Origin of the sequence: Actinoallomurus vinaceus, assembly GCF_039542055.1 — a bacterium.
GTDB lineage: Bacteria > Actinomycetota > Actinomycetes > Streptosporangiales > Streptosporangiaceae > Actinoallomurus > Actinoallomurus vinaceus.
Genome location: NZ_BAABHK010000008.1, coordinates 287,439 through 301,459, shown reverse-complemented (window position 1 = coordinate 301,459; position 14,021 = coordinate 287,439). Strand labels below are relative to the sequence as shown.

The window sequence follows — 14,021 nt, the reverse complement described above, 5'->3', positions numbered from 1 at the left end:
GCAGACGCTCGGGTCCGTACGTGGGTTCGCGTACGCTGGGGATCTGCCGGATCAGACCAGGCGGGCCTGGCCCGTGCCCTCGACGATCTCGCCGAGCACCCAGGCGGGGAGGCCGCGCTCGGCGGCCGTCCGCAGCGCGGTGTCGGCGTCGGACGCGGCGACGACGGCGGCCATGCCGACGCCCATGTTGAAGGTCTTGTCCATCTCCGCGCGGGGCACCCGGCCGTACGCCTCCAGCAGGCCGAAGATCGGCGGGAGCTCCCAGGAGGAGCGCTGGAGGACGGCGTCGCAGCCGGGCGGCAGCGATCGCGCGAGGTTCGCCGCGAGCCCACCGCCGGTGATGTGCGCGAACGCGTGCACCTCGGACGCGGCGATCAGCGCCAGGCAGTCCTTGGCGTAGATCCGGGTCGGCGTGAGCAGCTCCTCGCCGAGCGACCGGGGCAGCTCGGCCGGTGTCGCGTCCAGCGACAGCCCGCTCTCCCGCAGGATGTGCCGGACCAGGGAGTAGCCGTTGGAGTGGATCCCGGAGGAGGCCAGGCCCAGCACCACGTCACCGGGCCGCACCAGGTGCGGGCCGAGCACCTTCGACGCCTCGACCACGCCCGTGCCCGCCCCGGCCACGTCGAACTCGTCGGGCTCCAGCAGCCCCGGATGCTCGGCGGTCTCGCCGCCGACCAGGGCGCAGCCCGCCAGGGAGCAGGCCTCGGCGATGCCGCCGACGATCGCGGCGATCCGCTCGGGGACGACCCGCCCGCAGGCGATGTAGTCGGTCATGAACAGCGGCTCGGCCCCGCAGACGACCAGGTCGTCGATGACCATGCCGACCAGGTCGTGCCCGATCGTGTCGTACACCCCGAGGCGCCGCGCCAGGTCGACCTTGGTGCCGACGCCGTCCGTGGAGGTGGCGAGCAGCGGCCGCTCGAACCGCGTGAGCGCCGAGACGTCGAACAGGCCCGCGAAGCCGCTGGCGTCGTCGACGACCTCGGGCCGGCGGGACTTGGCGACGCTGGACTTCATCAGCTCGACGGCGCGCTCGCCCGCGGCGATGTCCACCCCGGCCGCGGCGTAGGACGTGCCGGTGGAGTCGTCGGTCACCGGCGGGCCTCTTCGAGCAGGTGCTTGCCGCGGGCGTCCTCGGCGACGTCGATCGGGTAGACGCCGTCGAAGCAGGCCCGGCACAGGCGGCTCTTGTCCTGCTGGGTCGCGGCGATCAGCTCGTCGAGCGAGATGTAGCCGAGCGTGTCGGCACCGAGGGACTGGCGGATCTCCTCGACCGAGAGGTTGCCGGCGATCAGCTCGGCGCGGGTCGCGAAGTCGATGCCGTAGAAGCACGGCCAGGCCACCGGCGGGCTGGAGATGCGGACGTGCACCTCCTTGGCCCCCGCCTCGCGGAGCATCTTCACGATCGCCCGCTGGGTGTTGCCGCGCACGATCGAGTCGTCGACGACGATCAGGCGCTTGCCCTCGATCGCCTCGCGCAGCGGGTTGAGCTTCAGCCGGATGCCGAGCTGGCGGATGGTCTGCGACGGCTGGATGAACGTCCGGCCGACGTAGGAGTTCTTCACGAAGCCCTGGCCGTACGGGATGCCGGACTCCTCGGCGTACCCGATCGCCGCCGGCGTGCCGGACTCGGGCGTCGGGATGACCAGGTCGGCCTCGACCGGGTGCTCACGGGCGAGCCGGCGGCCGACATCGACCCGGGTGGCCTGGATGCTGCGCCCGGCGATCGAGGTGTCGGGCCGGGCGACGTAGACGTACTCGAACAGGCAGCCCTTGGGCTCGGCGACCGCGAACCGGGTGGAGCGCACGCCCGCCTCGTCGATGGCGATCAGCTCGCCCGGCTCGACCTCGCGGACGAACGTGGCGCCGACGATGTCGAGGGCGGCGGTCTCGCTGGCGACCACCCAGCCGTGCTCGAGGCGGCCGAGCACCAGCGGGCGGATCCCCTGCGGGTCGCGCGCGGCGTACAGGGTGCGTTCGTTCATGAAAACGAGGGAGTAGGCGCCGCGGGCGAGCGGCAGCACCTCCAGCGCGGTCTCCTCGACGCCGCCCTCGCCATCGGCCAGCAGGGCGGTGAGCACCTCGGTGTCGGTGGTGGCGGTCAGCTCGCCGGCCGGGATCCGCGCCGCCAGCTCCGGCGTGTTGATGAGGTTGCCGTTGTGGCCCAGCGCCAGGCTGCCGGACTCGGTCGAGCGGAACGTCGGCTGGGCGTTCTCCCAGACGCTCGACCCGGTCGTGGAGTAACGGCAGTGGCCGACCGCGATGTGCCCGCGCAGGGTGTTGAGCACGGGCTCTTCGAAGACCTGGGACACCAGGCCCATGTCCTTGAAGACGACGATCCGCGCGCCGTCGCTGACCGCGATACCGGCCGACTCCTGGCCGCGGTGCTGCAGGGCGTACAGCCCGAAGTAGGCGAGCTTGCTCACCTCCTCGTCGGGTGCCCAGACGCCGAAGACCCCGCAGGCGTCCTGGGGGCTTTGATCCCGGGGGTCGAGGTTGTGGCTCAGCCGTCCGTCTCCACGCGACACATGGCCAGTGTAGGCGGCATTCGCCGAGCTCCCTCCGCCGCGGGTGGGCGACGCCCTCCCGGCCGGGGTCCGGAGCGGGTACGACGGACGGGCGACGGACGCGGTTCCCTGAGGATGGTCGGCGTGCCGCGCCGCCTCACCCGGCACCGATACATCACGATGGGTGACCGGGGGGTGACATGGTGTATCAACCGGTGCGCGAGGTGACGCAACACCGCAGGGGGCTCGGCATCGCCGCACTCGTCCTCGGCATCGCGGGGCTCCTCACGCTGTGGCTCTGCGGCCTCGGCACGCTGCCCGCCCTGGCCGGCGTCGTCGTCGGCGTCATCGCGGTGGTCAAGCGGAACGGCCGCGGCATGGCCATCGCGGGCCTGATCCTGTCGGCGGTGACGCTGGCGCTCGCGATCGCCTTCGCCGTCTGGTTCTACGGCCGGATCGCGCCCTGCTCGAACCAGGCCCGCTACCCCACGAAGCAGGCCCGCGACGAGTGCCTGCAGAAACGCGTCCCCTTCTTCCAGGCCACGCCCCGCCCCTGAGCGCCCGACGAAGCACCGCGGCGCCGTCGGCCGCCGTCTTGACATGCCCTGCGGGTGGGGAGAACATGACGGCGGGCGTTGATCCACCGCCCAACCTCCTTCGGCCCTCCCCGGCCGGGCCGCTCGGTGGAGGCAAAGGGGATCCCTTCCTCGGGTCGCTGGTCATCCGCCCGCCACGGGCTCGTACGCCGGGGGTCGGGTCGCGTGGTGTCGAGGGCCTGATGACAGCGAACAAGAATTTCAAGCGACGCGTCCGCGAGCGCGCCCGCCGTACGGGCGAGTCCTACACCGCTGCCCTCAGGCACCTTCGACGTGTGGACGCGAGGGAGCGCTCAGTGCAGTGGCAGCGCATTGAAAAGTCCGACTTCAGCTACGCCGTTCACGTCCCGCGGGGTTGGGAGGAACGGGAGCCGAACCTGAAGAACAGCCCGTGGGAGACCGCCCGGTTCGTCGACCCCGACGACCGGCGGCACAGTCTGATCGTCTTCCGCCAGCCCGTACGGCCCGGGCGGTCCGCCTCCGAGATCGCCGAGGGCGCGCAGCACTCACTCGCCGGGGTCGGCTTCGTCGACTTCGAGATCAGCGACGTGACCGTCGCCGGGCAGGCCGGCGCGCGGCTGGACTGCGCCCGGCACGACGCCGGCCGGACGTGGGCCGTCCGCGAGTACTTCGTCGTCGTGGACGGGGTCGGCTTCTGCCTGGGCTGCGGTTCCGCCGTCCCGGAGGAGGACGACCCCCTTTTCCGCTCGATCGCCGAGCGTCTCGAACTGCTCGACCTGAACTGACCGCGGCCGACGTGGGCGTGCCGGCCGGCCGGCACGGTTCGCCGGCGCGGCCACGTCGATGTCACCGGCGCGCCGCTGGAAGCCGACCGCGTGTTCCGGCAGCCGCAGCCGGCCGAAACCGCGGCGCAGCGGTAGGACGGCCAGGCCCGGTCCGGCGGGAGGGCCTTCCGTCTATTCGCCGATCGCCACGCTGTACGGCTTTACCGGGAGATGGGCGGACAGGTCGGCACGGGCGCCGCTCGCCGCGATCCGGTCGGCGGCGTCCGTCCAGGCGAGCCGGCCGGTCGCGAGCAGGATCCACGTCTTGGGATCGGTCTCGATGACGTTCGGCGGGGTGCCGCGGGTGTGGCGCGGTCCCTCGACGCACTGCGCCGCGGCGTACGGGGGCACGCGCACCTCCACCGAGCGCCCCGGCGCCTCCCCGGCGAGCCGGTCCAGCAGCAGTTTCACGGCCAGGCGTACGGCCGCGCGCTCGGGTTCGGCGCCGGCGGCGTACGCGGCCAGTACCGCGTCGATGAGGACGTCGGCGAGGCGGGTCGCCGGGCCGGCGTAAGGATCCTCGCCGAGCGCGGCGAGTTGGTCGTCGAGGGCGGCGCGCAGCCGCTCAGGTGTGGGTCGGGCCATGGCAGGACCGACGCTACCGGCTGAAAACGTCGCCCGCTGTCCCGCTGGACGCGCTAAATTGCCCTAGTCCCCCATATGCCACTAAAGACCACTTGCCACACCTGTACTGTCTTGTGGTTGTTTAGTTACTTCGCAGCCGGTGACCCCCTCCCGGCCCGCGCCCCCCACTCGAAGGAGAGCCCCCACGTGAGGGTCCGAGCCAGAAGACTCGTCATCGCGTCCTCCGCCGTCGCGATCACGGCAGCGGCCGTCCCCGCCTACGCCGCCATCACCGCGCCCACCACCCATGTCGCGGTCGCGTCCGCCTCGGCCCAGGCCGTGCCCGGGCAGTACATCGTGACGCTGAAGCACACCGGCGCCCGCCTGTCGAAGCTCACCGGTCTGCGCCGCCTCCACGACTTCGGTGACGGCTTCGCCGCCAAGCTGACGCCGTCGGAGCTCAAGAAGGTGCAGAGCGACCCGAACGTCGCCGCCATCGAGCCGGACCAGGTCATCAAGATCAACACCACCCAGCCGAACGTCAACTGGGGTCCGGACCGGATCGACCAGCACAAGCTCCCGCTCTCGCACACCTACAAGTACAACCACACCGGTTCGGGCGTCGACGCCTACGTGATCGACACCGGCATCGACACCTCCCTCAGCGAGTTCCAGGGCCGGGCGAACACCGTGTACGGCAAGGCCGACTGCAACGGCCACGGCACCCACGTGGCCGGCATCATCGGGTCGAAGACGTACGGCGTCGCCAAGGGCGTCCGCCTGCACGCCGTTCAGGTCCTGGGCTGCGACGGCACCGGCGAGTACTCCGATGTCATCGCGGGCATCGACTGGGTGATCAAGCACCACGGCGCCAGGTCGGTCGCCAACCTGTCCCTGGGCGGCGGCAAGTCGACCGCGCTGAACAACGCGGTCACCAAGCTGTCGAAGGCCGGCGTGTTCGTCGCCGTCGCCGCGGGCAACGGCGACGAGAACGGCAACCCGGTGGACGCCTGCAAGACCTCGCCGGCCAGCGCGGCGAGCGTCGAGGCCGTCGCGGCCAGCACGTCGACCGACAAGCGCACCTCGTGGACCAACTACGGCAAGTGCGTGGACATCTACGCTCCCGGTAGCAACATCAAGTCGACCTACCCGGGCGGCACGGAGATCCTCAGCGGCACGTCGATGGCCACGCCGTTCGTGACCGGTGTCGCGGCGATCTACAAGTCGACGTACGGCCAGGAGTCGTTCGGCAAGGTCCAGGAGCGGATCCACTTGGCGGCGACCCTGAACGCCATCAAGAACAACAAGCCGAACACCAAAAACCGCCTGCTCTACAAGAAGAGCTCCCTCTGATCCGCTGATCCACGAGAAGGCCGCCGCCCCACCGGGGTCGGCGGCCTTCTCGCGTCTGAGTTTCCGCCCGGAGCCGTCTATCCGCTCTAGCCGGTGGCGCATCCCCTCATCTGCCAACTCGTCTCCGACCTGATCACCATGCAGACGCCCGCCAGTCCTGAGCTGTGCGAACTGGTGCAACGCGTCGACGCGTAAAAAGCACCATCCAGCTTCACCAGCGATTGCTGCCTCTTACGGCAGCAATCGCTGAAGAGGCGGGGAACGCCAACGATCAAGGAGTGGGCTCAGCGGTGGGTGCCGGGGCTGGCCGACGATAGCGGTCGTCAGCTGGGCCAACCTGCCGATGATCTGTCCCTTGATGTACCGGGCGGTGCCGTCGGTGCCGGTCGAGGTGTGGTGCTGGACAGCGACGGCACGGTGGCCGAGGTAGGCGTAGGTCTTCGGGTCGATGATGACATCAGTGCGCAGGTAGCCCTCGTCGATCCGGTACGGACCACACCATGGCGGCCGGCCGCGTCCGCCACGTCCTTGGCGAAGTGCATGCCCGGGATCGCGGCGAGCGCGCCGTAAAGCGCCGCGCGCAGCTTCGGCGGCAGGACACTGCCGCGCATCAGGACCTGATCGTGGAGAACGCCGCGGCGTCGCGGCCGAACGGCGTATGTCCGGACTGCCGGTAGACGAGCGCGAGCAGGGCCTTCGGGTCGGTGGGCAGCGCCGTGCGGCCCGTCGGGGTCGTCGGGTCGGAGTCGAGCCTCCCGCCGTTCACCCGAGGACCTGCAGGTTCATGCCGTGCTCCTTGTGCTTGCGGAGTAGAGCGGGCTGGCGGACGCAACGCGGCCGATCGGCGTGCTGTCGGGGCTGTTCGCTGAGTTGACTGGGGAGCCGGTGAGTGGCCGGCCTGTGTTTGGTGCGGTGGTTGTGTTGAGGTCTGGATGGCCGCATGCGGCCAGGCCGCGTATGCCTTTCTTGGATCGTCGTTCCACGGGGATTTCTCGTTACGGTCAGCAACGCTTTATGTGCGGATCGCATGTTTTCGAGTATTGGCTGGGCCGGATCCTGCCATTCAACCCTCCAGGCGTGACGCATCAACAGGGAGAAACGCTATATGGCGGGGTTTCTGTATCTGTTTCGCCGCAGCGCGTCAATACTGTGCATGGGCCTTACTGAATCTTGACGGGATGTTCTTCGCGGGTGATGATCGCGTTCGTTTGTTGATCGCCGCCTGGCCCGTCCCGCGCGGCATGACGGTCCGAGAGGGTGCGGCAGTGAGGGCACTTCTGCCCGGCGTTCATTACGATCCCGTCGCTTTTCTCTGTTCCGAGCGACGAGGGCGACCGTGGCCAGGCGCCGTGGAACCCGCGCATCTAACGGAGCACTTTCTCTGGAGCGTGCGGTACCGAAGCCGAAGGGAGGTGACCTCCGATGGCCAGTCGGCTCGGTCACGAGTGCCGGCACCGGCTGCGCCGATCAACACAAGATCTTTCGCCGCACCCCGCCCTGCCAACCGATAATGGCGACTATCACACCAAGACGCCACAACCCTCAAAAATTATCACAACGCTTAAGATATATTGGAGCTGCTTCCATGTTCCAAAGGCCAATAAAATCGAGATGCACAGAAAAAAGCTATAACAATCGAACATTCGCCCTACTCGCGATATTCGCGATATTCATTGCCAGTAACACCTACGCAATCTGGAAGCCGAGCATCGCAACGGCGGACGTAATTACACCGGACATTCCAAGCCAACTACAGGCCAGATATACCAACACTTTGACGCCAGCTCTTTCAGGGCTCGTACAAGACACCAACCAAGAGCTTGTCGTCGGAAAGATCTTCTTGTTCGACAGCTCAGGTAAGGCCGTTGGGTCCTCACCCACGGCGACCGGCGAGGTACCAAGCGGCGAACGGGTGACATACCAGGTTCCCGAGGGAATCCTCACCAATGGGGCGACCTACAGCTGGTACATGCAGGCCTGCTACCAGAGCGCCTGTTCGAATAAAACCCCTACGCAGACCTTCACGATCGATACGAGTCTGATCACCACCACCGAAACCGGAACTCCAGCATCCGCAACGCTCACCACCTCTGACTTCACCGCATACAACGGAATTACAAATGCCTGCTCCGGCTCGAGCTGCGCTCTCACCACAAAGACGACAGCCAAAATCGGTGGTGACGGCACCCACATATGGGCCACCGGAATCAAGCCCAAGCTCACAAAAATACCCGTCGGCGCGATGATCACTACAGCAACGCTCAACCTCACACAAAGCGCCTGTTATGGATGCGTTGGGATCGACCCAGATCCCAGCTGGGCGGGCACACTCGACGTATATCCAGCCGACTCTGACGTCGCTAGCCTGACGACCGGCCCTCAGCTCAAAGCTGCAGCCGATTCAACGCTTCTGTATCAGAAGGCTGTCAAAGCGAAGACCGTCTCGGCCGATATCACCTCAGCTTTCCAGGACTGGACGTCCAGCGGCGGTGTCAATAACGGACTCGTGCTTGAGGCAGATAATCCGGACATCTATGACGGCGTCACCTACTCGGTCTCGATCGTCGTGAACTACCGCACGGCCGCGGCGCCTACAAAACCGACACAGTTGAACGTAGTACCAGGTGACAGCGGGGTCTACGCGACATGGGACGCCCCCCAGGGTGTGGGCGACTCAGGCGGCGTCACCGGATATGTCGTGAAGGCCTTTGACTCCTCCGGATCAATCGCGAAAACTATAAATACGACAGACGATCACACTGTCATCGACTCACTCGGCAACGGCGCTTCTTATACGATCTCAGTGGCCGCGATCAACAGTACAAACACTGGATCAGCGACCGTTAGCGCCCCTATCACACCGACCGCTATTGCGGGCGGATCTTCGACCTACACGCAGGTTATCCAGCAATTCCTCGACGCAAAAAGCGGCCTGCAGAGCGGACAGTACGCCGATGCGGCATCGGCCGTCGCCGCCAGTAGCAGCGGAGCCTTGTTTGCCAACCAGCTGACGGCCGAGCAGGCGATCAGCTTGCGAATCCACTCAGCCCTTGCCACCAGCAACCAAGCGATGTCCAATCCGCTCAACTCCATAACCAATACATTGGTGGTACCGTCGAGTGACGGCACCACGGTAACGGTCTATGCCAGCGACTCATTTACCTACAGCACCATAACGGCTACCGACACATCAAGCCCTGGTAGTGAGCCCAGCTATGAGGACACGAACTATCGATTCAGCTTCACGGCCGGCTCTTCCCCAACGCTGACAGGCTATGTCGACGCCGACCAGGCCGATTCGACTGCCACGGCCACGGACACCGCAGCCAGCGACCAAGAAATACAGAATGCACCTGCGGTGGGTAGCATGGGAACGTTCAACATCGCCGATGTCGGCACCGATGACGGACAGAGTACGCTTCCACCCGGTGTGACCACGCAGACCGGCTACTACCCGAATCGTCAGGGTGTCGCGAACTGGGCCTGGAATAATGCCTACAGTCACAACAACAACGGCTATAGCCCCGATTGCACCGACTTTGCGTCCAGGGCCCTGCATACCGGCGGCGGAATGTCAATGTCTGGCTCTAGTTGGATGCTACATCACACAAACGACCATTACTGGGCCCACAACTCCTTCGGAGCAACATCCTCATGGGGCGGCGCCAAGCACCTGGCGAATTATCTGAACTTGTCCGGGAGCTTTTGGATGACCTCCTACGGCCAAGCTGGAATTGGCAACATCATCTTCGCCAACTGGAGTGGTGGCTCATTCGGCGGGATCTCCCATACTGGAGTCATCGTGGCGATATCGCGTGGCATCTTCATCGCTCAGCACAGCAGGAATGTGCGTGAATCCATCGCGGTCTGGCAAGCCGCTTACGGAGGCCACGGAAGCTTCTGGATCGCCTGGGTCCATCGGAAGTAACATATGATTACGCGAGAGGCACCCTGAGCCACTCTCTGTACGGCGGAGTGTGACCGTCTGGGCGGTTCCCCCGTCTGTTGAAGGTCGTGAAGCCTCTGCTAAAAATGGTCTTGTTCAGAGACCAACTTCATAGGCAGAGGCTTCACGTGCTCTCAAGCGTCACATAGTCCAGTGCATCCGACAGCCCACGGCCGACGACGGCCTCAGCGTCAAGACGGTATACCGGTACCTGCACGAGGGCATGACCTGCTCGCCGCCCACGCTCCTGACCTGGGGCACGTCCCGACCGTGGCAAAGGAGGCAACCGCCCCCCTGCTCCATCACGAAAACCATCGAACGACCTAACCGTCACCTAAAGTCGCGACACGTTACCGAGAATGGCACAACGTGAAAAGGACCAGAAAAACAGCAATCGGACTAGCATTGGCCGTCGGTGTTTCGTTTTTCGCCATCGTCGGCGTCTTCGCCTACGAGAAATTCTTCAATGCGAGCACGGTCACGATGGGAAAGGCGATTCCGCTGACCGAGGGATCCGGACCGAATGGTGAGCGGTGGCAGCTGGTCGCCCGCGTCGAACACAAGCATCACTCCAGTGGCGATAAGACGCGGCTATGCCTCAACCTCATCGTTGGGGGTGAGCAGTCTGCCGGCGGATGCGAGTTCGATGCACGACCGTCCTATGGTTACTGGAGCTCAGGAAAAGGGCCCGGTTATTCGACCTTCTTTCTGGGGCCGGTGCCGACAAACGCAACCCAGGTCCGCCTCGCTGGCCCGGGGCTGAAGACCTATGTGGTGCCGACCTCACCGCTTCCGGCAATGAAAGGGATACCACAAGGCCGCTACTTCATCGTCGACTCCGACCCGGACGGTAGCGTCACGGCACGGAACGATGGTCGGCGATACTGGACGGTGACCCCGCTTGACGCCCATGGGCGGTCGGTGTCCTTCCGCGACTTCTGATCGTGCTCATGGTGAGTTCGTAGGCCGCAGGAACCAAAGCGAGTAGAGCGCGCGCAGCTTGCCCTCCAGCTCGCTCAGTCCGCCCCACGACTTCTCGACGGGGATCGCGTCGTCGACCCGGTGCAGGTAGGACCCTGCGCGCTGGTCCACTGAATGCACCGATACTGGACCAATGGACCAGAGCATCGGTGAGTTCCTCCGCTCTCGGCGCGCCCGCATCCAGCCTGGCGACGTGGGACTGCCCGAGTACGGCCGGCGGCGGGTGCCCGGCCTGCGCCGCGAGGAACTGGCGCAGCTCGCCGGCGTCAGCGTCGACTACTACGTACGCCTGGAGCAGGGGCGCAGTCCGAGCGTGTCCGACGCCGTGCTCGACGCGATCGCCCGCGCACTGCGCCTCGATGGGACCGAGAGTGCCCACCTCCGCAACCTGGCGCGCCCTGACCGGACGACGCGCACGGCACAGCGGCCACAGCGCGTACGGCCCGGGCTGCTCCGCATGCTGGAGATGATGCGGGACATTCCGGCCTTCATCCTCGGCCGCCGAATGGACGTCCTCGCCTGGAACCCGCTCGCCGACGCCGTGACCGGGTTCTCCGGCCTGGATCGGCCCAACGCGGCTCGGCACGCCTTCCTGCACCCGACGGGCCGCGCCCTGTACCCCGAATGGGAGGCCGTCGCGGCGGAGACCGTCGCGTACCTGCGCCTCGACGCCGGCCGGTACCCGGGCGACGCCCGGATGGCCGACCTCGTCGAGGAGCTCTCGGCGGGCAGCGAAGCGTTCCGCCGTCTCTGGGCCGGTCAGGACGTCGTGGAGAAAACGTACGGCCGGAAGCTGATCGGCCATCCGCTCGTCGGCGAGTTGGAGTTCGGCTACGAGACCTTCGCGCCGCCCGGCGACCAGGATCAACTGCTCGTCATCTACACCGTGGCCGCCGGCTCGCCCACCGAGGAACGGCTGAGGCTGCTGGCCGCCCGCCAGGCCTCCGACGCTCCCGTGCACGTCCTGACCTGAGCAGCGCGCCGCCATATCGGTGATCCCTGGCGTTCACTGCGGATAGGACACAGTGAATGCCGGGGATCAGCTGGTGGGCGGTTGATTGATCTCGGTGATCATTTGGCGGGCGTGGTCGGGGTACTTCTGGATGAGCACCTTGAGGCGCGCGAGGTCGGCCAGTTGGCTGACGCCCTGGACGCTTAGGGACTCCAGCGTCCGGTAGTAGTCGTCGATGGCGCGCTGGAGGCCGTAGGGGTCGGTCATGGCTTGAACTCCGCCCAAACCGTGCGGCCGGTCGCGTCTCCGCTTACGCCCCAGGCGACGGTGAGGGCGGCGACGATGCCGAGCCCGCGTCCGCCTTCTTTGTCGAGGTTGGTTTCGCCGAACCCGGTCGGGCCGCCGTTGTCGTGGACTTCGAGGCGGATCGTGTTGTCGGCGCGCTGCCGGGCCTCGACGGTGAAGGTCCCGCTAGGGCTGCCGGTGCGGGTGTGCTCCCATGCGTTGGTCGTCAGTTCGCTGGCTACCAGAGTCACGTTCGGCGCGCTGGGATGTCCGCCGAGGTGTGTGCGGAGGAATTGGCGGACCTCGCCGATCTGATCGGAGTGTCCGGGGAAGACGCGCCGGTAGATGCAGGTGCCTGGTTCTTCCGGAAGCGTAGAGATCGTCATGGATGTCCGCCTCTGCTTACGCAGCTCACAGGGATGGTTACGCTGAGCTAATACTCAAAGTACGGGTGCAGTACTTTGAGTACAACCGCTTTGGTGTACGCGTGCCGCACAATTAGTACGTGCGGCCAGACGATCTGCCTCAGGAGGTACCGGATGTTCGGTCTCGTCGTCCGTTTCACATGCGAGGATCAAGCCAGCGCCGAGGCATTCGATCGGCTTGTGGCGGCCACCGTCGGCAAGATCCGCGACAACGAACCGGGAACGCTGGTGTATGCGGTGAACCGCGTCGAGGGCGAACCGCTGCAGCGCGTCTTCTACGAGCTCTACCGTGACCGTGCCGCTTTCGAGGCGCACGAAGCTCAAGAGCACACGAAGAAGTTCCTCGACGAGCGTGAGCAGTACCTGTCGGCCACCGAGGTCGACTGGCTGACGCTCCAGACGGGCAAGGGAACCGCCGGGTGAGTACCGACTACAAGCAGGCACTGGGCCGCAAGATCGCCGACCACCGCAAGCGACGCGGGCTGTCCCAGCCCGAACTCGCGCGGCTGATCGGCCGCTCGGTGGCCTGGGTCTCCCAGGTCGAGCGTGGGGTCCGCAAGGTCGACCGGATGTCGGTCCTGGAGACCGTCGCCGAGGCGCTGGACGTCCCGTTGGCGGAGCTGGCGGCCGAGGCCCCGGTCGTTGCCGCGGTGAGTGACGAACCGCCCGAAGCCACGGACCTTCGGCTGGTGCTGTCCGGTGCGCATGCGTTGCGGGCAATGCTGACCGAGCCGATGACACCCGATCCATCGGCCCTGGGCGGCAAGGTCGACAAGGCGTGGGAGCTGACGCACGCCGGGCGCTACACCGAGCTGATCGGCACTCTCCGGGACCTGATCCCCCAGTTTGAAACAGCGGCCCGTGCCGCACCGGAGGCGCAGCGCGCCGAGCTGTTCGAACTACTGGCCACGGCCTACCAGGCTTGTTCGGCGGCACTGGCCAAGCTGGGTGAGCCGGACGCGGCCTGGGTCGCGGCCGACCGTGCGATGACGGCCGCCGAGCGCACGGGTGATCCCCTCCTCGTCGCAGCCGGCGCCTTCCGGCTCGGGTTCGTCTTCCTGGGTTCCAAGCACTACGACCAGGCAGAGGAGACCGCCCGTACGGCGGCCGACGCGCTGCGGCCGATGGCCGATGAAGGACGGCCGGAGGCCATGGCGTTGTGGGGCGGGCTGACGCTGCAGCGCGCGGTGACCGCCTCGCGCGTCAACGACGGCGAGTCCGCCTACGCACACCTGGAGCGGGCGCATCAGATGGCCGAACGGCTCGGCGAGGGACGCAACGACTACAACACCGAATTCGGACCCGCGAACGTCGCCCTGCACGAAATCGCCGTCGCAGTCGAACTCGGCGACGCCGGCCGAGCTTTGCGTACCGCCGACCAGGTCGACACCTCTCGTCTGTCAGCCGAACGCCGCGGACGCATGCTCATCGATGTGGCCCGCGCCCACGCCCAGCGGCGCCAGGTCGACGAGGCGGTGAACGTGCTCCGGCAAGGCGAGGGCATCACCCCCGAACAGATCCACACCCATCCCCTCGTCCACCGACTCGTCTCCGATTTGATGACCATGCAGAACCCGCCCAGCCCCAAACTACGCGAACTGGCTCAAAGGGCTGGCGCGTAACCGTC

15 protein-coding genes are annotated in these 14,021 nt (G+C 66.6%); 8 read left to right on the top strand and 7 right to left on the bottom strand.

Features of this window, described 5'->3' with window-relative positions:
- Positions 1–51: 51 nt before the first annotated feature.
- The gene (gene purM, locus ABEA24_RS28085; protein WP_345434143.1) at positions 52–1,095 is read right to left on the bottom strand and encodes a phosphoribosylformylglycinamidine cyclo-ligase; all 1,044 of its coding nucleotides are present in this window, start codon (positions 1,093–1,095) and stop codon (positions 52–54) included.
- The gene (gene purF / locus ABEA24_RS28080) at positions 1,092–2,528 is read right to left on the bottom strand and encodes an amidophosphoribosyltransferase (RefSeq protein ID WP_345434142.1); all 1,437 of its coding nucleotides are present in this window, start codon (positions 2,526–2,528) and stop codon (positions 1,092–1,094) included. Before purF ends, purM begins: the two co-directional genes overlap by 4 nt.
- 179 nt (positions 2,529–2,707) lie before the next feature.
- Between purF and ABEA24_RS28075 the strand changes: the two genes are divergently transcribed.
- Complete coding sequence (locus ABEA24_RS28075) at positions 2,708–3,064, top strand: DUF4190 domain-containing protein (protein WP_345434141.1); 357 nt, start codon at positions 2,708–2,710, stop codon at positions 3,062–3,064.
- Between the two features lie 221 nt (positions 3,065–3,285).
- Complete coding sequence (locus ABEA24_RS28070) at positions 3,286–3,849, top strand: hypothetical protein (protein WP_345434140.1); 564 nt, start codon at positions 3,286–3,288, stop codon at positions 3,847–3,849.
- Between the two features lie 171 nt (positions 3,850–4,020).
- Here ABEA24_RS28070 and ABEA24_RS28065 read toward each other — a convergent pair whose 3' ends face one another.
- Entirely contained in the window at positions 4,021–4,473 is a 453-nt protein-coding gene (locus ABEA24_RS28065) for a sterol carrier family protein (protein WP_345434139.1), read from the bottom strand.
- 186 nt (positions 4,474–4,659) lie between these two features.
- Between ABEA24_RS28065 and ABEA24_RS28060 the strand changes: the two genes are divergently transcribed.
- Positions 4,660–5,805 (top strand): S8 family peptidase, encoded by a 1,146-nt coding sequence (locus tag ABEA24_RS28060; protein ID WP_345434137.1) that lies wholly within the window; start codon positions 4,660–4,662, stop codon positions 5,803–5,805.
- A gap of 610 nt (positions 5,806–6,415) precedes the next feature.
- On the opposite strand, the gene ABEA24_RS28055 is transcribed toward ABEA24_RS28060, so the two are convergent.
- Complete coding sequence (locus tag ABEA24_RS28055; RefSeq protein WP_345434136.1) at positions 6,416–6,571, bottom strand: hypothetical protein; 156 nt, start codon at positions 6,569–6,571, stop codon at positions 6,416–6,418.
- An 819-nt stretch (positions 6,572–7,390) separates the two neighbouring features.
- On the opposite strand from ABEA24_RS28055, the gene ABEA24_RS28050 reads away from it, so the two are divergent.
- Both ABEA24_RS28050 and ABEA24_RS28045 read left to right on the top strand, forming a co-directional pair.
- Complete coding sequence (locus ABEA24_RS28050; RefSeq protein WP_345434135.1) at positions 7,391–9,733, top strand: amidase domain-containing protein; 2,343 nt, start codon at positions 7,391–7,393, stop codon at positions 9,731–9,733.
- Between the two features lie 387 nt (positions 9,734–10,120).
- Positions 10,121–10,693 (top strand): hypothetical protein, encoded by a 573-nt coding sequence (locus tag ABEA24_RS28045; protein ID WP_345434134.1) that lies wholly within the window; start codon positions 10,121–10,123, stop codon positions 10,691–10,693.
- A 6-nt stretch (positions 10,694–10,699) separates the two neighbouring features.
- On the opposite strand, the gene ABEA24_RS28040 is transcribed toward ABEA24_RS28045, so the two are convergent.
- Positions 10,700–10,843 (bottom strand): hypothetical protein, encoded by a 144-nt coding sequence (locus tag ABEA24_RS28040; protein ID WP_345434133.1) that lies wholly within the window; start codon positions 10,841–10,843, stop codon positions 10,700–10,702.
- 22 nt (positions 10,844–10,865) lie between these two features.
- On the opposite strand from ABEA24_RS28040, the gene ABEA24_RS28035 reads away from it, so the two are divergent.
- Positions 10,866–11,705 carry a helix-turn-helix transcriptional regulator gene (locus ABEA24_RS28035; RefSeq protein WP_345434132.1) on the top strand — a complete coding sequence of 280 codons (840 nt, stop codon included), beginning with the start codon at positions 10,866–10,868 and terminating at the stop codon, positions 11,703–11,705.
- Positions 11,706–11,771: 66 nt separating this feature from the next.
- On the opposite strand, the gene ABEA24_RS28030 is transcribed toward ABEA24_RS28035, so the two are convergent.
- Together ABEA24_RS28030 and ABEA24_RS28025 are read right to left on the bottom strand one after the other, a co-directional pair.
- On the bottom strand, positions 11,772–11,951 hold the full coding sequence (locus ABEA24_RS28030; RefSeq protein WP_345434131.1) for a hypothetical protein: 180 nt from the start codon (positions 11,949–11,951) through the stop codon (positions 11,772–11,774).
- Positions 11,948–12,355 carry an ATP-binding protein gene (locus ABEA24_RS28025; RefSeq protein ID WP_345434130.1) on the bottom strand — a complete coding sequence of 136 codons (408 nt, stop codon included), beginning with the start codon at positions 12,353–12,355 and terminating at the stop codon, positions 11,948–11,950. Before ABEA24_RS28025 ends, ABEA24_RS28030 begins: the two co-directional genes overlap by 4 nt.
- 153 nt (positions 12,356–12,508) lie before the next feature.
- Here ABEA24_RS28025 and ABEA24_RS28020 point away from each other — a divergent pair, with 153 nt between their 5' ends.
- Both ABEA24_RS28020 and ABEA24_RS28015 read left to right on the top strand, forming a co-directional pair.
- A complete protein-coding gene (locus tag ABEA24_RS28020; RefSeq protein WP_345434129.1) occupies positions 12,509–12,817 on the top strand; it encodes a putative quinol monooxygenase in 309 nt (102 codons plus the stop codon).
- Positions 12,814–14,016 carry a helix-turn-helix domain-containing protein gene (locus tag ABEA24_RS28015; RefSeq protein ID WP_345434128.1) on the top strand — a complete coding sequence of 401 codons (1,203 nt, stop codon included), beginning with the start codon at positions 12,814–12,816 and terminating at the stop codon, positions 14,014–14,016. Before ABEA24_RS28020 ends, ABEA24_RS28015 begins: the two co-directional genes overlap by 4 nt.
- The last annotated feature ends 5 nt before the right edge of the window (positions 14,017–14,021 follow it).

What these genes read in the sequence shown, in the direction of transcription:
- ABEA24_RS28075 (WP_345434141.1), top strand. Translation starts at nt 2,708, where the DNA reads ATGGTGTATCAACCGGTGCGCGAGGTGACGCAACACCGCAGGGGGCTC.
- ABEA24_RS28070 (WP_345434140.1), top strand. Translation starts at nt 3,286, where the DNA reads ATGACAGCGAACAAGAATTTCAAGCGACGCGTCCGCGAGCGCGCCCGC.
- ABEA24_RS28065 (WP_345434139.1), bottom strand. Translation starts at nt 4,473, where the DNA reads ATGGCCCGACCCACACCTGAGCGGCTGCGCGCCGCCCTCGACGACCAA.
- ABEA24_RS28050 (WP_345434135.1), top strand. Translation starts at nt 7,391, where the DNA reads ATGTTCCAAAGGCCAATAAAATCGAGATGCACAGAAAAAAGCTATAAC.
- ABEA24_RS28035 (WP_345434132.1), top strand. Translation starts at nt 10,866, where the DNA reads ATGGACCAGAGCATCGGTGAGTTCCTCCGCTCTCGGCGCGCCCGCATC.
- ABEA24_RS28030 (WP_345434131.1), bottom strand. Translation starts at nt 11,951, where the DNA reads ATGACCGACCCCTACGGCCTCCAGCGCGCCATCGACGACTACTACCGG.
- ABEA24_RS28025 (WP_345434130.1), bottom strand. Translation starts at nt 12,355, where the DNA reads ATGACGATCTCTACGCTTCCGGAAGAACCAGGCACCTGCATCTACCGG.
- ABEA24_RS28020 (WP_345434129.1), top strand. Translation starts at nt 12,509, where the DNA reads ATGTTCGGTCTCGTCGTCCGTTTCACATGCGAGGATCAAGCCAGCGCC.